16 protein-coding genes are annotated in these 19,857 nt (G+C 61.2%); 3 read left to right on the forward strand and 13 right to left on the reverse strand.

What is annotated here, in order from left to right; genetic code table 11:
- Positions 1–171 precede the first annotated feature (171 nt).
- A complete protein-coding gene (locus tag PspR76_RS03285) occupies positions 172–951 on the forward strand; it encodes a hypothetical protein (protein ID WP_159953949.1) in 780 nt (259 codons plus the stop codon).
- Here the strand turns inward: PspR76_RS03285 and PspR76_RS03290 are convergent.
- The 13 genes from PspR76_RS03290 to PspR76_RS03350 form a co-directional block, all read right to left on the reverse strand.
- The gene (locus tag PspR76_RS03290) at positions 948–1,544 is read right to left on the reverse strand and encodes a MarC family protein (protein ID WP_003217330.1); all 597 of its coding nucleotides are present in this window, start codon (positions 1,542–1,544) and stop codon (positions 948–950) included. The genes PspR76_RS03285 and PspR76_RS03290 overlap by 4 nt on opposite strands.
- Positions 1,545–1,650: 106 nt before the next feature.
- Positions 1,651–4,422 carry a hybrid sensor histidine kinase/response regulator gene (locus tag PspR76_RS03295; protein ID WP_159953950.1) on the reverse strand — a complete coding sequence of 924 codons (2,772 nt, stop codon included), beginning with the start codon at positions 4,420–4,422 and terminating at the stop codon, positions 1,651–1,653.
- Between the two features lie 115 nt (positions 4,423–4,537).
- The gene (gene purD / locus PspR76_RS03300) at positions 4,538–5,830 is read right to left on the reverse strand and encodes a phosphoribosylamine--glycine ligase (RefSeq protein WP_159953951.1); all 1,293 of its coding nucleotides are present in this window, start codon (positions 5,828–5,830) and stop codon (positions 4,538–4,540) included.
- A 124-nt stretch (positions 5,831–5,954) separates the two neighbouring features.
- Positions 5,955–7,562, reverse strand: coding sequence for a bifunctional phosphoribosylaminoimidazolecarboxamide formyltransferase/IMP cyclohydrolase (gene purH, locus PspR76_RS03305; RefSeq protein ID WP_159953952.1), 1,608 nt, complete (start codon positions 7,560–7,562; stop codon positions 5,955–5,957).
- A gap of 81 nt (positions 7,563–7,643) precedes the next feature.
- Complete coding sequence (gene fis, locus PspR76_RS03310; protein ID WP_002555375.1) at positions 7,644–7,964, reverse strand: DNA-binding transcriptional regulator Fis; 321 nt, start codon at positions 7,962–7,964, stop codon at positions 7,644–7,646.
- Positions 7,961–8,974: a tRNA dihydrouridine synthase DusB gene (dusB, locus tag PspR76_RS03315; RefSeq protein ID WP_016976994.1), complete on the reverse strand. Its 1,014-nt coding sequence runs from the start codon at positions 8,972–8,974 to the stop codon at positions 7,961–7,963. Before dusB ends, fis begins: the two co-directional genes overlap by 4 nt.
- A gap of 185 nt (positions 8,975–9,159) precedes the next feature.
- Positions 9,160–10,419 (reverse strand): DUF3426 domain-containing protein, encoded by a 1,260-nt coding sequence (locus PspR76_RS03320; RefSeq protein ID WP_159953953.1) that lies wholly within the window; start codon positions 10,417–10,419, stop codon positions 9,160–9,162.
- A gap of 30 nt (positions 10,420–10,449) precedes the next feature.
- Positions 10,450–11,328: a 50S ribosomal protein L11 methyltransferase gene (prmA, locus tag PspR76_RS03325; protein ID WP_159953954.1), complete on the reverse strand. Its 879-nt coding sequence runs from the start codon at positions 11,326–11,328 to the stop codon at positions 10,450–10,452.
- A gap of 305 nt (positions 11,329–11,633) precedes the next feature.
- Complete coding sequence (gene accC, locus PspR76_RS03330) at positions 11,634–12,992, reverse strand: acetyl-CoA carboxylase biotin carboxylase subunit (RefSeq protein ID WP_159953955.1); 1,359 nt, start codon at positions 12,990–12,992, stop codon at positions 11,634–11,636.
- 17 nt (positions 12,993–13,009) lie between these two features.
- Positions 13,010–13,474 (reverse strand): acetyl-CoA carboxylase biotin carboxyl carrier protein, encoded by a 465-nt coding sequence (gene accB / locus PspR76_RS03335; protein WP_159953956.1) that lies wholly within the window; start codon positions 13,472–13,474, stop codon positions 13,010–13,012.
- A 24-nt stretch (positions 13,475–13,498) separates the two neighbouring features.
- Positions 13,499–13,954 (reverse strand): type II 3-dehydroquinate dehydratase, encoded by a 456-nt coding sequence (gene aroQ, locus PspR76_RS03340; protein WP_065940938.1) that lies wholly within the window; start codon positions 13,952–13,954, stop codon positions 13,499–13,501.
- 284 nt (positions 13,955–14,238) lie between these two features.
- The gene (locus PspR76_RS31575; RefSeq protein ID WP_371317689.1) at positions 14,239–14,787 is read right to left on the reverse strand and encodes a methyl-accepting chemotaxis protein; all 549 of its coding nucleotides are present in this window, start codon (positions 14,785–14,787) and stop codon (positions 14,239–14,241) included.
- Between the two features lie 1,466 nt (positions 14,788–16,253).
- A complete protein-coding gene (locus tag PspR76_RS03350; RefSeq protein WP_159953958.1) occupies positions 16,254–17,924 on the reverse strand; it encodes a response regulator in 1,671 nt (556 codons plus the stop codon).
- 298 nt (positions 17,925–18,222) lie between these two features.
- On the opposite strand from PspR76_RS03350, the gene PspR76_RS03355 reads away from it, so the two are divergent.
- Both PspR76_RS03355 and PspR76_RS03360 read left to right on the forward strand, forming a co-directional pair.
- The gene (locus tag PspR76_RS03355; RefSeq protein ID WP_159953959.1) at positions 18,223–19,290 is read left to right on the forward strand and encodes a DUF2333 family protein; all 1,068 of its coding nucleotides are present in this window, start codon (positions 18,223–18,225) and stop codon (positions 19,288–19,290) included.
- 3 nt (positions 19,291–19,293) lie between these two features.
- Positions 19,294–19,830: an NUDIX hydrolase gene (locus PspR76_RS03360; protein WP_159953960.1), complete on the forward strand. Its 537-nt coding sequence runs from the start codon at positions 19,294–19,296 to the stop codon at positions 19,828–19,830.
- Positions 19,831–19,857: the final 27 nt, after the last annotated feature.

A 19,857-nucleotide genomic window follows, 5' to 3' on the forward strand; every position in this document is an offset into this window, starting at 1 on the left:
TTTTCTTTTTTCATCGACGAAATACGCAAGGCCGCGAGGTACGCCTTGTAATTGCTGGGTCAGCCTTTTTCGGAGGGCGAGCCAAGCGATGTTTGTCGTCTGGATAGCCCGCCAGGCACTCGTCTAGTGTGGAGGCAAACCCCATGTGGGGTGCTTGTGGAGAACTGAAAAATGGAGCGACATCACAAAAGGATCATCAGCGCGAAAAGGCGCAAATTGATTGCCGCCTACAAGTTGCCAGGGGCGCCTGCAACAAAGCCTGCCGGGCCGGTGGAGACTGACGATGAGTGCAATGCGGCCGTGGTAAACAACGGGGTGATCTCGTTTATCGAGGGTATGTCCGCCCTCAACCGCGAGTACGTGCGCAAGAGCTACCTGCTTGCGAGTAGTTATGTCAGCGATGTGTTGAAGGTACAGCGTGGCACAGAGGCCTGGTACGACGAATTTATCAAGGTGATGGTCAGCCTCGGCTGGTTGCCGGTGCGCAGCCGTTTCGAACGGGTCTCACACACCGGCAAGGGCCTGACCGTGCAGCTGGCGGCACTGAATATGATTGCCGCGATGTTGGCCTCGACAGCACTGGGCGGGCCATTGCTCGCGGTACTGCCCAAGTTGGCGGCTGATGCACTTGAAGCGCTGAAGCGACAACCGGCTTCATTCGAGCTATTCATGCGCAACAGCACGGTGCACCAGGGCGGGGATTTCGGCCTGGCGTCCTGTGCCGAAGCCGAGGGTGAAGTGACGATGGTGCTGGTGACTTACAGCTCCCACGGCGTGAGCAAACAGCTGGGGCTGCCGTTTCTGGAGTGGGACAGCGCCTCGTTCGAGGCCTTCAGCGGGCAGACCTGCCTGGTGCTGAATACCTCGGTGGTCAACGAAAACACGATTCAACTGATGCGTGAAAGCGCGGGCGATAAAGTGCAATTGGCGATCGCCAAATACCGAATTTAAGGCACCAGGTAGCCGCGCACGCCCGTAAAGATGATTTGTGCGGCGAGGGCGCATACGAACAACCCCATCAACCGGCTGACAATCTGCAAGCCCTGGTCACCCAGAATGCGTTCGATACGGTTGGACAGGTACAACACCACGCCCACCGTCAGGCTGGCCAGGGCGATGCTGAGAATGGCGGTGATCTTGTCATCCCAGTGCGGTTGGCTGACGCCCATTACCAGCAGCGCACCAATGGTGCCGGGGCCAACCGTGAGCGGAATGGTCAGCGGCACGATGGTCACGTCCTGCTGCACGTTGTCGGTTTGTACGGCGGATTTGCCTTGGGCCATGCCCAGGGCAGAGATAAACAGCACGCTGCCGGCGCCGATGCGGAAGGCGTCCACGGTGATGCCGAAAACACTGAAAATCACCCGGCCGAACAAGTAGAGCAACACGCTCGACACCAGCGTCGCCAGGGCCACTTTCCAGGCCAGGCGCCGACGCTCTTTGCTGGAATAGCCACGGGTCAGGCTGATAAAGCAGGACAGCACGAAGAATGGGCTGTAGAGCACGAGCATCTTCAGGTAAACGCTGAATAACACGTGGAGCATGAGGGCGGCTCGCGGGTGGAAAGATGGGGGGAGTCTAACAGGCGGCGCAGATCAAATGTGTGGGGCCATGTGGGAGCCAGCTCCCACATGTTGATTGTATTTCAGGTCAGGACGGGGCGTGTTCCGGCCGTTGCTGGCGCTGCGCTACCCAGAACTCCACCAGTTCGCGCAACTGCGACAACTCCACCGGCTTGGCCATATGCCCGTCCATCCCGGCTTGGCGCGCACGCTCTTTATGTTCCGAGAGGATATGCGCAGTCAGCGCAACCACCGGCGTGCGAATGCGCTGGTGGCTGACTTCCCATGCGCGCAGTTGCTGAGTGGCGGAGAAGCCATCGAGGATCGGCATTTCACAGTCCATCAACACCAGGTCGTAACGCTGGGCCTTCATGGCCTCGAGCGCTTCTTCGCCATTGCTGGCGGTATCCGGGTTGAGGTTGAGCTTGCCGAGCATGCCGCGAATGACTTTGGTGGAGATGCTGTTGTCTTCGGCCACCAGGATGCGGAAATCGGCGGGCACGGTCACGGCTGCCGGTACGCTGAGGGCCGGGCGCGGCTGCACCGCGCCTTTGCTGCGCTGGGTCAGTTCGTCGGCCAGGGTGGTCTTCAGCGTATAGCCGGCCACCGGCTTGGCGAGGATGCGCTTGATCCCGCAGTTGCGCGCGATGATCTTGCTCGGCGCGTTGCTGATGCCGGTGAGCATGATCAACAGGATGTCGTGGTTCAGGCTCGGGTCTTCCTTGATCTTTGCCGCCAGTTGCATGCCGGTCATGCCAGGCATGTTCTGGTCCAGCAGTACCACGTCGAAGTAGTCGCGCAGGTGCGCTTTGGTACGCAGCAACGCCAAGGCTTCTTTACCGGACGGCACGGCGCTGACATTCAGGCCCCACGCCGTGCATTGCTGCACGAGAACCTTGCGGCAGGTGTCGTTATCGTCCACCACCAACACCCGTGCGCCTTTGAGTGGACCGTCGAGGTCAGAGGTCGGGTGTTCCAGGCGCTCCGGGTCCAGCGGCAGGGTCAGCCACAGGGTGCTGCCCTGGTGGCTGCCACTCTTGATGCCGAACTCGCCGTTCATCAACAGGATCAGTTGGCGGGCGATCACCAGGCCCAGGTGGCCGCTCAAGCGGGTGGCCGAGAGGAAGTTCTTGCTGTGCAATTCGCTGTGCAGTAACGCATCGCGCTCAGCGGCTTCCATTGGCAGGCCGCTGTCTTGCACGGCGATGCGCAAGCGTGGCTTGGTGCTGCGCTCGTCGAGGGCGACGACGATCAGCACTTCACCTTCGTCGGTTTTTTGCAGGGCGTTTTCCAGCAGGCTCAGCAGTGCCTGGCGCAGACGCGTCGGGTCGCCACTGATGACGCGCGGCACCTGGGGCTGGATGAAGCTGATCAGCTCGACGTTCTGCTGCTCGGCCTTGGCGCGGAAGATACTCAGGCAGTCTTCGATCAGCGCATTGAGGTCGAACTGCACGTCGTCCAGTTCGATCTGCCCGGACTCGAGCTTGGAGATATCGAGGATCTCGTTGATCAGCGTCAGCAGTTCATTACCGGCACTGTGGATGGTCTGCACGTAGTCCCGCTGCTTCACCGACAACGGTGTGCCAAGCAGCAGCTCGGTCATGCCCAGCACGCCGTTCATGGGCGTGCGGATCTCGTGGCTGATCTTGGCCAGGAACTCGGCCTTGGCGGCGATTTCGGCGTTACTGGCTGCCAGGTCGCGGCTGAGGCTGAAGCGCGCCTCGACTATCGCGCGCTGGCGTTCGCCCAGGGCCATGCTCATCAGCAAGCCGCTGAGGCAGATAAAACCGAGCAACGTCACAATCAAACCTTGTGGCGCTACCAGCGTCAGGCCGAGCAGGGCTGGCAGGATGATCAGCGTGCCGATGTTGAACACCACCATCGCCGCCATGAACAAGCGCGCCGGCCGGTAGCCTTTTTGCCAGTGATACGCCGAGACGAACAACATGCTCAAGCCGGCCAGGGCCACCAGGGCGTAGGTGATGATATTCAGCGGCAAGGTGTTGACGAACAACAGCAGCAGGCCGCACAGCACGATCACCAGGATATCGGCCATCAACAGCTTGTTCAGCGGGTGCGGGCCCAACGGCATGAAGAAACGGTAGGCAAACATCAGCCCGCACGGCGCGGTCAGCAGCAGGGCGAGGTAAGCGCCCGGGGTTTGGATAGCGTGCCAGTTCGGCAGCCATGGCCCCACCAGGTTGAGCAACAACGCCAGGCTGAGCATCAACAGTACTTCGCAGGCAGCCAGCCACAGGCTGCTGCGCGAACGGTGATAAGCAAAGCGTGTGAGGTTGTGCAGGATCAGCATCAACAGCACGCCGAACAGCAGGCCGTAGATCAGCGTCTGGGTCTGGTCGGCGGCGGCCAGTACGGCCGGTTCCAAGGTGATATAGGGGCGCAACTCGTGCTCCGAGACCAGGCGCAGGTAAACCTCGAGCGGCTTCTGGCTCTGGGGCATCGGCAGCATGAAGTCGCTGCTGGGCAATGGGCGTTCCGCCTGGGGCTGGCGGGTGCCGGTGCTTTGTTGTTCCACCAGGGTGTCGCCGTCCAGTACATAGAGGCTCAGGTGGGACAGGTCCGGGGCGAATACCCGCAGCACTTGCTCGTGCTTGCCGGGTTGCAGTTTGAAGCGAACCCACAACGCACCGCTCGGATCAGCAGCAGTGATCCGGTCCAGTTCGATGGGGCTGAATTGATTGGTGTAGCGGGCGGAACGGATGTCGCTCAGTTGCAGGTCGGCCTGTTCATCAAGCAATACTGCCCAACCACTGCCTTGCGCGGCGGCCTGGGCCGGGAACAAGCAGAGCAGGGTCAGTAGACTGACTGTGAAGCCTATGGCGATCCTGAGCCAGCGCACGGCGAAATCCCTTCGTAGGTTGATGCACGGGTTAACTATGCGCGGGGTGACATGTCTACGGCAAGGGCCAGAGGCCCTTGCCTAACCGAATGGATAGCTACGGGTGGGTAGCTATTTACTGGTTCTCGCCACGTTCACGGGCAATGGCGCGGTAGCCGATGTCTGTGCGGTAGAAGCAGCCTTTCCAGTCGATCTTCGCGGCCAGTTTGTACGCCTGTTGTTGCGCAGCGTCGACACTGGCACCCATTGCAGTGGCGCACAATACACGGCCACCTGCGGTTACAACTTTGCCATCCTTGAGCGCGGTGCCTGCATGGAACACCTTGCCTTCCAGCGTAGCAGCTGCGTCCAGGCCTTCAATGACATCGCCCTTGGCGTAGTCGGCAGGGTAGCCGCCGGCCGCCAGTACAATGCCGACGCTCGGACGCGGATCCCACTGCGCTTCAACCTTGTCCAGCGCTTGGGCCAGGGCAGCTTCCACCAGCAGCACCAGGCTCGATTGCAGGCGCAGCATCACCGGTTGGGTTTCCGGATCGCCAAAGCGGCAGTTGAACTCGATGACTTTCGGGTTACCGGCTTTGTCGATCATCAGGCCGGCGTAGAGGAAGCCGGTGTACACATTGCCTTCGTCGGCCATGCCGCGCACGGTCGGCCAGATCACCAGGTCCATTACGCGCTTGTGTACTTCAGCGGTGACCACCGGGGCAGGGGAGTAAGCACCCATGCCGCCGGTGTTCGGGCCGCTATCGCCGTCGCCGACGCGTTTGTGGTCTTGGCTGGTGGCCATCGGCAGGACGTTCTTGCCGTCGACCATCACGATGAAGCTGGCTTCTTCGCCGTCGAGGAATTCCTCGATGACCACGCGCGAACCGGCGTCACCAAATGCGTTGCCGGCGAGCATGTCGCGCACGGCGTCTTCGGCTTCCTGCAGGGTCATCGCAACGATCACGCCTTTACCGGCGGCCAGGCCATCGGCCTTGATCACGATCGGTGCACCTTTTTCACGCAGGTAAGCCAGGGCCGGCTCAATCTCGGTGAAGTTCTGGTAGTCGGCGGTCGGAATCTTGTGGCGTGCCAGGAAATCCTTGGTGAACGCCTTGGAGCCTTCCAGCTGTGCAGCGCCGGCGGTCGGGCCAAAGCAGTCCAGGCCACGGCTGCGGAACAGGTCCACGACGCCGGCCACCAATGGTACTTCCGGACCGACGATGGTCAGGGACACATTCTTTTCAGCAAAATCAGCAAGCTGTTCCAGGGCCAGCACGTCGATGGCGACGTTTTCGCACTTGGCTTCAATGGCGGTGCCGGCGTTGCCGGGAGCCACGAATACTTTCTGGACGCGTGGGTCCTGGGCTACTTTCCAGGCCAGGGCGTGTTCACGGCCACCGCTGCCAATGATCAAAACATTCATTTCAAAACCTCGTGTGGATGATCGTTCCCACGCTCTGCGTGGGAATGCCTCTACGGACGCTCTGCGTCCCAGGGACGCGGAGCGTCCCGGGCTGCGTTCCCACGCGGAGCGTGGGAACGATCAATCAGTGGCGGAAGTGGCGCATGCCGGTGAAGACCATGGCAATGCCGGCTTCGTCGGCTGCCGCGATCACTTCAGCATCACGCATCGAACCGCCCGGCTGGATCACGGCGGTCACACCGGCTTTCGCGGCATTGTCCAGGCCGTCACGGAACGGGAAGAACGCATCGGACGCCATCACCGAACCGGCGACCTGCAACCCGGCGTGTTCCGCCTTGATCGCGGCGATACGCGCCGAGTTCACGCGGCTCATCTGGCCGGCGCCGACACCGATGGTCTGGCGGTTCTTGGCGTAGACGATAGCGTTGGATTTAACGTACTTGGCGACTTTCCAGGCGAAGATCAGGTCGTTGATTTCCTGCTCGGTCGGCGCGCGCTTGGTCACGACTTTGAGGTCTTCGCTGCCGATCATGCCGATGTCGCGGCTCTGTACCAGCAGGCCGCCGTTGACGCGCTTGTAGTCCCAGGCAGCTGCGCGGTCAGCCGACCACTCGCCGCAGGCCAGCAGGCGCACGTTGGCTTTGGCGGCCACGATGGCGCGGGCTTCTTCACTCACGCTTGGGGCGATGATCACTTCAACGAACTGACGCTCAACGATCGCCTTGGCGGTCTCGGCGTCCAGTTCACGGTTGAAGGCGATGATGCCGCCGAACGCGGATTCGGTGTCGGTGGCGTAGGCCAGTTCGTACGCCTGGCGGATGCCGCCTTCTGCGTCCGGGCTCACGGCCACGCCGCACGGGTTGGCGTGCTTGACGATCACGCAGGCTGGCTTGACGAAGCTCTTCACACATTCCAGCGCGGCGTCGGTGTCGGCCACGTTGTTGTAGGACAGCTCTTTGCCTTGCAGCTGGGTCGCGGTGGCGATGCCGACTTCGGCCGGTTTGGCTTCCACGTAGAACGCCGCGCTCTGGTGCGGGTTCTCGCCGTAGCGCATTTCCTGGGCCTTGATGAACTGGCTGTTGAAGGTGCGCGGGAACTGGCTGCGACCGGAGGTCGAGAGGGTTTCAGCGGCCTGGTTCACGGTGCCCATGTAGTTGGCGATCATGCCGTCATAGGCGGCAGTGTGTTCGAACGCCTTGAGCATCAGGTCAAAGCGCTGGGCGTAGGTCAGGCCACCGGCTTTCAGGCTTTCAAGCACGTTGGCGTAGTCGCTGGCGTTCACCACGATGGCTACGTCTTTGTGGTTTTTGGCTGCCGAGCGAACCATGGTCGGGCCGCCGATATCGATGTTTTCGATGGCGGTCGGCAGGTCGCAGCCTGGCTTGTTGATGGTGGCTTCGAACGGGTAGAGGTTAACGGCCACCAGGTCGATCGGCTTGATGCCGTGCTCGCTCATGATGGCGTCGTCGATACCGCGACGGCCGAGGATACCGCCGTGGATTTTCGGGTGCAGGGTCTTGACCCGACCGTCCATCATTTCTGCGAAACCGGTGTAGTCCGCGACTTCTACTGCGGCCACGCCGTTGTCCTGCAGCAGTTTGAAGGTCCCGCCTGTGGAGAGGATTTCCACGCCAAGGGCTTCCAGTTCCCGGGCAAATTCGAGGATCCCGGTCTTGTCGGAGACACTGATCAAGGCGCGGCGGATCGGCAGGCGGGTGGTCTGGTCGGTCATTTCAATTTCCATCAAAAGCAAAGGAGTCAGCAAAAAAGGCGACCGTTTTTACGCGGGCGCCTTTCTGGTTTGATTGAATGCTTACAGCAAATCGTACTGCTTGAGCTTTTTGCGCAAGGTGCCACGGTTGAGGCCCAGCAGCTCACTGGCTTTGGTCTGGTTGCCCTTGACGTAGTTCATCACGCTTTCGAGCAAGGGCGCCTCGACTTCGGAGAGCACCAGGTTGTACACGTCCGTGACGGAAGCGCCCTCAAGGTGGGCGAAATAATTGTGCAGCGCCTTCTCGACACTCCCGCGAAGGGTCTGGCCTTCTTCGCTCGGCGTGTTGAGGTGCTGTTTCAAATTGACGTTGTCGCTCACGGGTGTTGTTCCACTCACTAAAGTCTCGGTCATCATCGTCATGCGGCCACCCCCTCTCCGTCCCCTGTCCCCAGGCTCTTGTAACGCTCGCTGAAAAACTCACGAACGTTGGCGCACTGTGCTTCCGTATCATCCAAACGATTGAAGTGGGCGCGAAACTCCCTGGCGCCCGGCAAGGTTGCGAGATACCAGCCGACATGCTTGCGAGCAATGCGTACTCCCATCACGTCCCCATAGAAGGCGTGCAGGGCGGCCAGATGCTCTAGCAGAATACGTTCCACCTCGATCAACTCCGGTGCCGGCAAGACTTCGCCGGTACGCAGAAAATGCTCGATCTCACGAAAAATCCACGGTCGCCCTTGAGCGGCCCGGCCAATCAACAAGCCATCGGCGCCGGTTGCGTGCAGCACGCGCCGGGCTTTCTCGGCTGAGTCGATGTCGCCATTGGCAAAGACCGGCATCGACACCGCCTGCTTGATCGCGGCAATGGTGTCGTACTCGGCTTCACCGGTGTAAAGGTCGGCGCGGGTGCGGCCATGCACCGCCAGCGCTGTAATTCCTGCCTGTTCGGCGATCTTCGCAACCGTCAGGCCGTTCTTGTTGTCCCGGTCCCAGCCGGTACGAATCTTCAGGGTGACCGGCACATCGACTGCGGCGACAACGGCCTGCAGGATCTCGGCTACCAATTGCTCATCTTTCAACAGCGCGGAACCGGCGGCCTTGTTGCAGACCTTCTTGGCCGGGCAGCCCATGTTGATGTCGATGATCTGTGCGCCCAACTCCACGTTGGCCCGGGCCGCATCCGCCAGCATCTGTGCATCACCACCGGCGATCTGTACCGAGCGGGGCTCGGGATCACCTTCGTGGATCATGCGCATCCGCGATTTGCGGGTGTTCCACAAGCTCATGTCGCTGGTGACCATTTCAGAGACTACTAGACCCGCGCCCAAACGCTTGCACAGCTGACGAAAGGGCTGGTCGGTGACGCCCGCCATCGGGGCGAGGATCAAGCCGTTTTGCAATGTGTATGGGCCGATGCGTACCGCCGACATAGGACTTCCCTGTTGTGGGGCCGGATCATTAGAGTTCGAAAAAGGGTTGGCATGATACCCGCTCTCGATGACTGGATAAAGGCTGAATTGGATAAAATCTGAACAGTTATTTCTTTATCGCCGCCGGTTTGGTTGCGCAGCGTCAAGTCAATAATCTGCCGTCAAACCTCGACGCACGTGTTGTTTCACTCGGGCGAGTGAAAGCTCAGGCTGTAATTCACGGCTTTGCTACCTGGGTCGAGGATGTCCAGGGAGATATGGATCGGTGTCTGCGAAGGCATTTCGCTCACCCCGGCCAGCTCGCCGCTGAGGTATTCGGCCGGTTTGAAGCGACGACTGGCAATCAGGCTGCCGTTCAAGTCGGCAAAGCGCAGCTCCAGCAGCGGGAACGGCTGGGTGAACGTTGCACGGTTATAAATGATCGCGTCCACCACCAGCGCCCCGGCGAACTCCGGGTTGCTGCGTACCACCAGGTTGCTGCTCTTGATGTGGGCGATATCGACCCGTGATGGCACGGTGCAGCCCAGGGTTGGACACAGCTGCTGGAACCACGGTCGATAGGCGTCCTGGCGGGCCAGGTCGTCGAATTGGTAGGCGATGTACTGGCCTGCGAGGCCGGCAGCGGCCAATAAGACCAGGATTATCCAGATAAGGCGGCGGCCCCAGCTTGGCGGGCGTTTTTGCGCGTAAAGATGCAGCGGGTCGTCTTCCAGGTCCTGGAGCACGTCATCGTGAATGCTGGCTTCGGGGCGCGGGCGCTTGCGACGGGGTTTAGGGGGGACTTGCGGTTCCGGCTCGTCCAGGGGCTCGGTCACGGGCGTGAGCGGCGGGTCGAGATCGTCGTCGTCATCGTCAGGGGCTGAGCGCAGTGGTGGCTCTTCGTCGATATCGCCGGTGTGAAACGACATGGACGGCTCGGTGCGCTGCTTGGTCGCAGGCGCCTTGGGCGGTTCAGGTTCGTCTTGCGCTGCTTGGGCGCGTTCCTCAGGCGGTTCGCTGAACAGGCTGGCGGCCCATTTTTCTTCCTCGGCCTTGACGCTGACGCGACTGGCACTAAGGGCGTCCTCCGGTTGCCGACGGTCAGCGTTCGCCTGGCGGCGCTCCGCACTCATCGGCTGAGTGTGCTGAATCTCGCGGCGCTCAAGTTTGGCCAGCTCTTCGTCCAGGTCCAGGTTGTCCAGGTCCAGCTCTTCGGCGGTCCACTGTTTCTGGCTGATAGCGCGTGGCGCCTCAACAATGGGTTCAATTGCTTCTTCAGCGCCGGCCGGCTTTTGCGCAGCTGGCGCCGATGCGTTGGCGCGCTGCTCCAGCAGTTGGCGCACCGCGTTGAACACCTGCAGGCATGAGCCGCAGCGCACAACGCCACGGGCCACGTTCAATTGAGCATGGCTGACGCGAAAGCGCGCTTGGCAATGTGGGCACTGGGTGACGAAACTGTCGGTCATGCGGCCATCCGATTCAGGCAAGCGCTCATTCTAGCGCCGACGACCACTGATGCGTACCCAGCCATCGCGGTTGGCGATCGGGTCCAGCTCGAAATCCTTGGCGTAGGCCGCCGCCACGTCTTCACCTTGCTCGGCGAGGATGCCCGACAGTGCCAGGCGGCCGCCCGACTTGACCAGGCTCGACAGTTGCGGCGCCAAAGAAACCAGCGGCCCGGCGAGGATATTGGCAACCAGCACATCAGCCTGCACCTGGGGCAATTGCTCCGGCAGGTACAGTGGGAATTTGCCTTCAGGAATGTTGTTGCGCCCGGCGTTATCGCGGGAGGCTTCCAGCGCTTGCACGTCGATGTCGGTGCCGACGGCTTCCTTGGCGCCCAGCAGCAGGGCGGCAATCGCCAGGATCCCCGAGCCGCAGCCGAAGTCCAGCACGTTGCAGTCGGTCAGGTCCTGGCCGTCCAGCCATTCCAGGCACAGCGCGGTGGTGGGGTGGGTGCCGGTGCCGAACGCCAGGCCCGGGTCGAGCAGCAGGTTGACGGCATCCGGCTCAGGCGCGGCGTGCCAGCTTGGCACGATCCACAGGCGCTGGCCGAAACGCATTGGTTGGAAGTTGTCCATCCAGCTGCGTTCCCAGTCCTGGTCTTCGATCACTTCGCTGTGGTGCTCGGGCAGCGGGCTGCCGGTGAGCAGTTCCATATGGGCCAGCACGGCGGCGGCATCGGTGCCGTCTTCGAACAGGGCCAGCAGGTGGGTGTGAGACCACAGCGGGGTGGTGTTGAGTTCCGGTTCGAAGATCGGTTGGTCTTCGGCGTCCATGAACGTCACCGAGACAGCGCCCACTTCGAGGAAAGCGTCTTCGTAGGTTTCGGCTTGTTCTGGGCTGATGGCGAGACGGACTTGCAGCCAAGGCATGGCGGGCACCTTTGAAAAAAATGAGTGTGCAGCGGGGAGGGGCTGCGAAAGGGCGCAAGTTTACGCGAGCGGCGGGCATAAGACGACTGTACTGAATGCACGCGCAGTCCAAATTTAGGAAAGGTTCATGTGGGAGCCGGGCTTGCCCGCGATGCAGGCGCCTCGGTCTTGCCTGGGGGCGCGGCGACGCTATCGCAGGCAAGCCAGCTCCCACAAAAGCCGGCACCCACTGAATTTTGTGGGGGTGTGGATAGCCCAGAAACAACAAAGCCGCCCGAAGGCGGCTTTGTTGGGTGGAGCACTTACTAGTTGGCCAACTTGTGTTCCAGGTAGTGAATGTTCACACCACCTTCGCAGAAGCCTTCATCGCGAACCAGATCCCGGTGCAGCGGGATGTTGGTCTTGATGCCGTCAACCACGATTTCGTCCAGGGCGTTACGCATACGGGCCATGGCCTCGTCGCGGGTGGCGCCCCAGGTGATCAGCTTGCCGATCAACGAGTCGTAGTTGGACGGAACCTTGTAGCCGCTGTACAGGTGCGAATCCACACGTACGCCGTTGCCGCCGGGCGCGTGGAAATGCTTGACCAGGCCAGGGCTTGGGATAAAGGTTTTCGGGTCTTCGGCGTTGATCCGGCACTCCAGGGAGTGGCCGTGGATCTTCACGTCGTCCTGGGTGAAGGACAGCACATTGCCGGCGGCGATGCTGAGCATCTCCTTGACGATGTCGATACCGGTGACCATCTCGGATACCGGGTGCTCTACTTGCACACGAGTGTTCATCTCGATGAAGTAGAAACGGCCGTTCTCGTAGAGGAACTCGAACGTACCGGCGCCACGGTAGTTGATGTCGATGCACGCCTTGACGCAGCGAGCCAGCACTTCCTGGCGCGCGGTTTCATCCAGGCCTGGTGCCGGTGCTTCTTCCAGTACCTTCTGGTGACGACGTTGCAGCGAGCAATCGCGGTCGCCCAGGTGGATGGCGTGGCCCTGGCCGTCGGACAGCACCTGCACTTCCACGTGACGTGGGTTGGTCAGGTACTTTTCCAGGTAGACCATCGGGTTGCCGAACCAGGCAGCCGCTTCGGAGCGGGTCTGCTTGGCGGCTTCGATCAGCTCTTCTTCCTTGTGCACCACACGCATGCCACGACCACCACCGCCACCGGCGGCCTTGATGATCACCGGGTAGCCGACTTCGCGACCAATGCGCAGAGCGGTTTCCTCGTCTTCAGGCAGCGGGCCGTCGGAACCTGGAACGGTTGGCACGCCGGCTCCGATCATCGCGTCCTTGGCCGATACCTTGTCGCCCATCAGGCGAATGGTTTCGGCTTTCGGGCCGATGAAGGCGAACCCGGATTTTTCCACCTGTTCGGCGAAATCGGCGTTTTCCGCAAGGAAGCCGTAGCCTGGGTGAATGCCATCAGCACCGGTCACTTCAGCGGCCGCGATGATGTTGGAGACTTTCAGGTACGAGTTGGTCGCCAGTGGCGGGCCGATGCAGATGCTCTCGTCCGCCAGTTTCACGTGCATCAGTTCGGTATCGGCCGTCGAGTAAACAGCGACGGTCTTGATGCCCTCTTCCTTACAGGCGCGCAGGATCCGCAGCGCGATCTCGCCGCGGTTGGCGATCAGGACTTTTTGCAGTTTCTTCGCAGGTTTCAACATCGAAGGTGCTCCGCGGTTCAAACGATGGTGAACAGCGGCTGGTCGTACTCAACCGGCTGACCGTTTTCTACCAGGATGGATTCGATGACGCCGGCTTTTTCAGCGGTGATGTGGTTCATCATCTTCATCGCTTCAACGATGCAGATGGTGTCGCCCACTTTCACAGTCTTGCCGACTTCAACGAAGGCTGGCGAGGTCGGTGCCGGGGTGCGGTAGAACGTACCGACCATTGGCGACTTGACCACGAAGCCGTTCAGTGCAGGCGCAGCCGGTGCTGCAGGCGCTGCGGCAGCAGCAAGTGCGGCGGCCGGAGCAGCAGCGGCTGGAGCCGGTGCTTGCATTTGCGGTGCGTAGAACTGTTGGGCTGGGGTTTTGCTGTGACGGCTGATCCGTACGGACTCTTCGCCTTCCTTGATTTCCAGCTCGTCGATACCGGATTCTTCCAGCAGTTCGATCAGTTTCTTAACTTTACGGATATCCATGAATCATCAACTCCCAAGGGTCGGTCAGGGGCGCTTGGCCGGTTGTTCAAGCTGTTCCAGGGCGGCCTCCAGGGCCAGTCGGTAACCGCTGGCGCCAAGGCCGCAGATCACTCCTACCGCTACGTCGGAGAAGTAAGAGTGATGGCGGAAAGGTTCGCGTTTGTGCACGTTCGACAAATGCACTTCGATAAATGGGATGCTCACCGCCAGCAGCGCGTCACGTAATGCAACACTCGTGTGCGTAAAAGCGGCGGGATTGATCAGAATAAAGTCCACGCCTTCGCTGCGCGCGGCATGGATGCGATCAATCAATTCGTACTCGGCATTACTTTGCAGGTAGAGCAAATGGTGGCCGGCTTCACGTGCCCGTCGTTCCAGATCGAGGTTGATCTGATCGAGGGTGACTGCCCCGTAGACGCCCGGTTCACGGGTGCCGAGCAGGTTCAGGTTGGGTCCGTGAAGAACCAGTAAGGTCGCCATCGGCTGTTCCTTGTTATTGATGTGGGTACGGCAGAACCCGGCGACTATGCCGCAAAGCCTTTGTGACTGTCCAGTTCTATGCAGTAGGCAGCACGATTAGCGAGGATTGCGCAAAATTTGTGACTGGGGCTTGAATTCCGGTCATTGGTAGCACGGTCCTGAAATCGGCGCGGATCTAATGTGGGAGCTGGCTTGCCTGCGATAGCGCTATGCCTGTGCAAGACGGGCCAGCTGATCGGCAAGCCAGCTCCCACATTTTGAACTCCACATGGCTGCAGAGTAGGTCAAACCCGGAACGCCTGCACCGCCGTATTAAGCTGCCCACCCAGCACCAACAGATGCTCTCCCTGGCGACGGCCCTGGCCAATACGCAGCAAATTATCCTCACCCAACTGGTGAATCCGCTCGCTGTTGTCGCGAATCTCACTGACGGCGCCACTCTGCTGCGCGGTCACATCGGCGATGCGCACTGCCGTGTCGGAAATCGTCTGGATCGCGCCGACAATTTCATCCAAGGCACCGTCGGCCGCCTGGGCTTGCTGGGCGGTAGCTTCGGCGTGCTCGACCTGCGCGCGCATGCCTTGCACCGATTGGTGGGCGGCGGTTTGCAGGCCGGCGATCAGGCTCTGGATTTCAGCGGTGGCGCCGGCGGTGCGTTGGGCCAGCGAACGCACCTCATCGGCGACCACCGCAAACCCGCGCCCGGCTTCACCGGCACGTGCGGCTTCGATGGCGGCGTTCAGCGCGAGCAGGTTGGTCTGGTCGGCAATCGCGCGAATCACCGTCAGCACGCCGCCGATGGTGGCGGATTCCTCGGCGAGTTTTTCGATCATCTGGGCGTTTTGCTGCACTTCACCCACCAAGGCATGCAGCCCGGTCAGGCTCAGGCCGATCACCCGCTGGCCCTGTTCCACGGCCTGGCCTGCACTGCGGCTGGCACCGGCGGCCTGGCTGGCATCACCGGCCACTTGCTGAATGGTCGCTTCCAGTTCACCCAGCGAATTACGGATCTGCGCGGTGTCCCCGGCCTGGCGCTCGGCCCCGTCGTGCAGGCCACTGCTTAGCTCTGCGAGGGCGCGGCTGCTGCCGGCGACTTCTTCGGCGTTGCCGCGAATGGTGCCGACCAGATCGACCAGGTAAGCGCGCAAGCGGTTAAGCGAGGCTTCGATATCGTGCAGTTCGCGGTTGGTCTTGCCCAGCGCAATCGGCTGGCTGAAGTCGCCTTCGGCCCAGGTCGACAAGGCCGGGGCCAAGTTGGTCAATACGCGCGCCAGGCGCCGTTGCAGGGTGTCGATCAGCAGCGCAATCAACAGGATCAGGCCGATCATCACGCCCTGCATCAGGCGCACTTCGCCCTGGATCTTGCCGTGCTGCGCGCGCACCACCGGCTCCAGGCCGGCGATGGCGTGCTGCACGGCGGCGATTTTCACGTGGGTGCTGTCGGCCAGCGCGGTGCGTGTCTGGATTTGGTCGCGGGTGCGCTTGAGTTCGGCGGGGTAGCGGGTCAACAGGCTGTTGAGTTCACGCTTGAGGTCGACGCCGGTGTCCTGCACTTCAGCTTTTTCGCTGTTTTCCAGGCCCATCATGGCGGAAAAGTCGTCGGTGCTGGACTCGGTACTGGCCTTTACGCCCAGCAACGGCAGCTGTGCCAGCAGGTCGGCCTGGGCACGGATGCTGGCGACTTCGCGCTCCACCTCATCGGCCAATTCCGCGCGCCCGCTGCTGACCAGCTTGTCGCGGGCCAGGGACAGTTTGCCCAAGTGTTGGGCGGCGGCCAGCAGTGGCGGCAAGTAACGCGCGGCCTCCGGCGAGTTGACGCCCATGGCGTACTGGCTCAATTGCTCCAGGTTCGCACCCAGCTCACGTTCGGCTTGCAGCAACAGCGCTTGTGGGTCGCCCGCCAGTTTGCCGGCGGCGAGCAGGTCGGTTTTGCTGAAGGTGTCCAGGTCGACGAGGCTGGGGCGCAGGTTTTGCGCGAGGTCCGCCGGCAGTTCATCAACCTGCTGCAACAGCGCTTCCAGGCTCTGGCCGGCACTGCTCAAGCGCAAGGCGTCGCCGCTGGCGAGGTAGTCGTCGATGTTGCGCGCGGCCTGGTTCTGAAAGGTCTGCGACAGGCCGAGGTAGCGTTCCATCAGCAAATACGGGCGTTCCAGTGCCCGTTGCGACCACCACAACGTGGCCCCAAGGGCCAGGCACACGGCCACCAGAAGAAGGGTGTTCAGATTGGTCAGCAGCTTCAGGCGCATGCGTGGTTTCAACCGACAGCAAAAGATAAGTGCCTGAAGTTATTGCGTTTGCGTTACAAAGTTATGACGGATTCAGTGAATTCCGGTGAAAAGGTGGCACTTTGCTTTGACGTACGCGCAGCGTGCACACGGTTACGCCCGGCGTCCTTGGCGCGGTACAGCGCCTCATCCGCCTGGGCGGCCATCATCAGGCTGTCGGAGCCGTCGCACAGCTCCACCAGCCCGGCGCTGAAGGTGCACCACAAATCCTGCGGTTGGGCCGGGTAATGGATTTCGGCAAAGCGCCCGCGGATTTCGTCGAGCACTTTGCAGGCCGATTCCAGATCGGTGTCGGGCATCACGATGGCGAACTCTTCGCCGCCGTAGCGGCCGATGTAGTCGGTCTTGCGCAAACGCTGCTTGAGAAACAGCGCCAGGCTCTTGATCACACGGTCGCCCATTGGGTGGCCGTGGCTGTCATTGACCCGTTTGAAGTGGTCGATATCCAGCATGGCGAAGCTCAGCGGCTTGTTCTCGCGGCGCGCGCGAAAGCTGCAGTCTTCGAGCAATTGCAGGATGTGCGTGTGGTTGTACAACCCGGTCAGGCTGTCGCGCACCATCCGCGCCTTGAGGTTGCGCGCGCGGGCGGCGCGGTTGCGCACGGTGGTGATCAGGTGGCGCGGCTTGATCGGCTTGGTGAGGAAGTCGTCACCGCCTTCGCTCATGGCGTCCAGCTGCTTATCCAGGTCGTCTTCGGCCGACAGGTAAATGATCGGCACGCTGACGTAACGGTCATTGTGGCGAATCACCTTGGCCAGTTCAGTGCCGGTGCAGGCGGGCATGTACATGTCGAGGATGATCAGGTCCGGCTGGAAATCCGCCAGCTCGGCCATGGCCTGGATCGGCTCGATCAAGGTGCGCGTGACAATGCCGGCGCTGTTGAGCAGGCGCTCGGTGTGCAGCGCCTGGGCGCGCGAATCGTCGATGATCAGTACTTTGTAGGGCTCGTACTGCGCGACGCAGGTCAGCACTTCGATCTTTTCCAGCAGGCTCGAGGCTTCGAGGGTGCCGGTGAGGAATTCCTGGCCGCCGGCACGCACGGCGGCCAGGCGCGTCGGGGTGTCGGTTTCATGCAGGCTGAAAAACAACAGCGGCAGCTTTTGCTCCAGGCCTTCCTGGGCCTCGGCTGCGAGTTTGAGGCCTAAACCTTGGCCGCAGAAATCCACGTCCATCACAATCGCTGACGGCAGGCGCTCGGCCAGCGAGGCGCGAAATGCCGCCACGCTGTCCAGCGGCTGGGCGCTCATGCCAAAGAATTCCAGCTGCTTGGCCAGGCGCTCGGCGCGGTCGTGGTCCGCCAGCATCACGTAGATCGGCTTGCGCATCGGCGGCAGGAAGGTTTGTTCCAGCTGATCGCCCTGGCGCAGGCCGGTGCGGGACAGGCGCTGCATCAGGCGGTTGAGTTCGGTGATGACCTGGCTGCTCAGGCGCCCGCGATTTTCGTCGACTGCCTTGAGCGATTCGCCAATGTGCCGCGCCAGCTGGCCGTGCTCCGGCTGTTCGAAACGCTCGGCAAAGCGCAGCAGGCGCAGGTTGGCTTCGCTGAGTTCGGACAAATCGGTGTTCGACCATTCGCTGCGTTGCAGGCGTTGCCAGATCTCAAGAATTTGACGTGCCTGATGAATTACCCGCTGGGCAAAATGGTGCTTGAGACGCTCACGGCTGGGGTCTTCTGGCTCGGTCATATCCTGACTACTAGTTAGGGTGCATGCTGAGGTCGACTGATGGCTCTATGCTAGCACCTCTTTTCTTCTACATGAGTGTCATACGTCAATTAAGTACACGTCTGCCGTATTCAGTTTTTGACCTTGTGGTCGCACTGCGTAAAAAGCGTGCATCATTTATAGTCGAACATCTCTGGCGCGCCACTTCTGTTAAAAGCCCCGCACCGATGGGCACGATGGGGTAGGGTTGTGGTCGGAGTGTTTGAACGCACCCGGACAAATGACGTGCATGAACTCAAGTGATTGAAAGGATATCGCCATGCTGGACTGGAAAAACCGCGCAGGCAGTGCCAAAGGCCCCGCCCCTGAGCCCAAGTCGGCCAACCGTAGCTACTTTCGCAACCTGGTGATGAGCCGAGCCGTGCTCAGCGTGCTGGGGTTGTACCTGTTGGTCACCGGCGCGCTGGGCTGGTACTGGAGCGAAGAGCCGGCGCTGTTCCCGGTCCAGCAAAATGCCCAGCTTGCCGCCGAGAAGGAAGGCAAGCAGATGGTGGTGGGCTACACCACCGTCGAAACCCTCAAGACCGTGGTCGGCACCTTGCTGAACAAGCCCGGTGGCTACATCTCCAATGACCGTTTCCCGCCAGGCCTGTGGATGGACAACATGCCGAGCTGGGAATATGGCGTGCTGGTGCAGGTGCGCGACCTGACCCGCGCCCTGCGTAAAGATTTCGCCCGCTCCCAGTCGCAGTCGGCTGAAGACGCTGACTTGGCCAAGGCCGAGCCGCGTTTCAACTTCGACAACAAGAGCTGGGTGCTGCCGTCCAGCGAGTCGGAATACCAGGAAGGCATCAATTCCCTGAGCCGCTACGAAGCGCGCTTGTCGGACCCTAACCAGCGCGGTGCGCTGTTTTATGCGCGTGCCGATAACCTGAACAACTGGCTGGGCGACGTCGCCACCCGTTTGGGCTCGTTGTCGCAACGCCTGTCGGCCAGCGTGGGCCGGGTCAAGTTGAACACCGCACTGAAAACCGAAGCCCTGGCACCGGGTGAAGTGCCGCAGGTCGATGAAGAAGTGGTGGAAACCCCATGGATGCAGATCGACAACGTGTTCTACGAAGCCCGTGGCCAGGCGTGGGCGCTGTCCCACCTGCTGCGCGCCATCGAAGTCGACTTTGCCGACGTGCTGGCCAAGAAAAACGCCACCGTCAGCGTGCGCCAGATCATTCGTGAGCTGGAGGCCTCGCAGGAACCGGTTTGGAGCCCAATGATTCTTAACGGCAGTGGCTTTGGCATTCTCGCCAACCACTCGCTGGTCATGGCCAACTATATTTCCCGGGCAAACGCCGCAGTTATAGATTTGCGTCAGCTCCTCAACCAGGGGTGATTGATGGACGCTACTCAAAAGGAGGCCGCACACCGTGCGGCCTCCGACGCTGAACTGATCTGCTGGGTCGACGAGCAGGACAACCTGCTCGGCCACCTCGTCAGGTCCGACCTTCGCCAGCGCGGCCTGATCGGCCGATGCACCTTTATCTTCCTGTTCAATTCGGCCGGTGAGCTGTGTGTGCATCGGCGCACCCTGAGCAAAGCCTTGTATCCCGGTTTCTGGGACACGGCGGCGGGTGGCATGGTCGCGGAGGGTGAGAGCTACGCCGCTTCGGCCGCCCGTGAACTGGAAGAAGAACTTGGCGTTGCCGGCGTTGAATTGGTTGAGCATGACCATTTCTACTTTGAAGAGGACGACAGCCGGCTGTGGTGCACGTCCTACTCGGCGGTCTGGGATGGGCCTTTGCGCCTGCAGCCCGAAGAGGTCATGGAAGCGCGCTTTTTACCCATTGAAACTGTCCTGCAGGAAGCTGAACAAAAGCCTTACTGCCCGGATGCTCAAGAAGGCTTGCGGCGCTATCTGGCCTTGCGTCGCTAAAGTTGCATAAATTGGCGCTATTTGGCT

Source organism: Pseudomonas sp. R76 (assembly GCF_009834565.1).
GTDB lineage: Bacteria > Pseudomonadota > Gammaproteobacteria > Pseudomonadales > Pseudomonadaceae > Aquipseudomonas.

What these genes read in the sequence shown, in the direction of transcription:
- fis (WP_002555375.1), bottom strand. Translation starts at nt 7,964, where the DNA reads ATGACGATGATGACCGAGACTTTAGTGAGTGGAACAACACCCGTGAGC.
- accB (WP_159953956.1), bottom strand. Translation starts at nt 13,474, where the DNA reads ATGGATATCCGTAAAGTTAAGAAACTGATCGAACTGCTGGAAGAATCC.
- dusB (WP_016976994.1), bottom strand. Translation starts at nt 8,974, where the DNA reads ATGTCGGCGGTACGCATCGGCCCATACACATTGCAAAACGGCTTGATC.
- PspR76_RS03285 (WP_159953949.1), top strand. Translation starts at nt 172, where the DNA reads ATGGAGCGACATCACAAAAGGATCATCAGCGCGAAAAGGCGCAAATTG.
- PspR76_RS31575 (WP_371317689.1), bottom strand. Translation starts at nt 14,787, where the DNA reads ATGATCGAAAAACTCGCCGAGGAATCCGCCACCATCGGCGGCGTGCTG.
- PspR76_RS03320 (WP_159953953.1), bottom strand. Translation starts at nt 10,419, where the DNA reads ATGACCGACAGTTTCGTCACCCAGTGCCCACATTGCCAAGCGCGCTTT.
- PspR76_RS03350 (WP_159953958.1), bottom strand. Translation starts at nt 17,924, where the DNA reads ATGACCGAGCCAGAAGACCCCAGCCGTGAGCGTCTCAAGCACCATTTT.
- purH (WP_159953952.1), bottom strand. Translation starts at nt 7,562, where the DNA reads ATGACCGACCAGACCACCCGCCTGCCGATCCGCCGCGCCTTGATCAGT.
- PspR76_RS03355 (WP_159953959.1), top strand. Translation starts at nt 18,223, where the DNA reads ATGCTGGACTGGAAAAACCGCGCAGGCAGTGCCAAAGGCCCCGCCCCT.
- accC (WP_159953955.1), bottom strand. Translation starts at nt 12,992, where the DNA reads ATGTTGAAACCTGCGAAGAAACTGCAAAAAGTCCTGATCGCCAACCGC.
- aroQ (WP_065940938.1), bottom strand. Translation starts at nt 13,954, where the DNA reads ATGGCGACCTTACTGGTTCTTCACGGACCCAACCTGAACCTGCTCGGC.
- PspR76_RS03290 (WP_003217330.1), bottom strand. Translation starts at nt 1,544, where the DNA reads ATGCTCCACGTGTTATTCAGCGTTTACCTGAAGATGCTCGTGCTCTAC.
- purD (WP_159953951.1), bottom strand. Translation starts at nt 5,830, where the DNA reads ATGAATGTTTTGATCATTGGCAGCGGTGGCCGTGAACACGCCCTGGCC.
- prmA (WP_159953954.1), bottom strand. Translation starts at nt 11,328, where the DNA reads ATGCCTTGGCTGCAAGTCCGTCTCGCCATCAGCCCAGAACAAGCCGAA.
- PspR76_RS03360 (WP_159953960.1), top strand. Translation starts at nt 19,294, where the DNA reads ATGGACGCTACTCAAAAGGAGGCCGCACACCGTGCGGCCTCCGACGCT.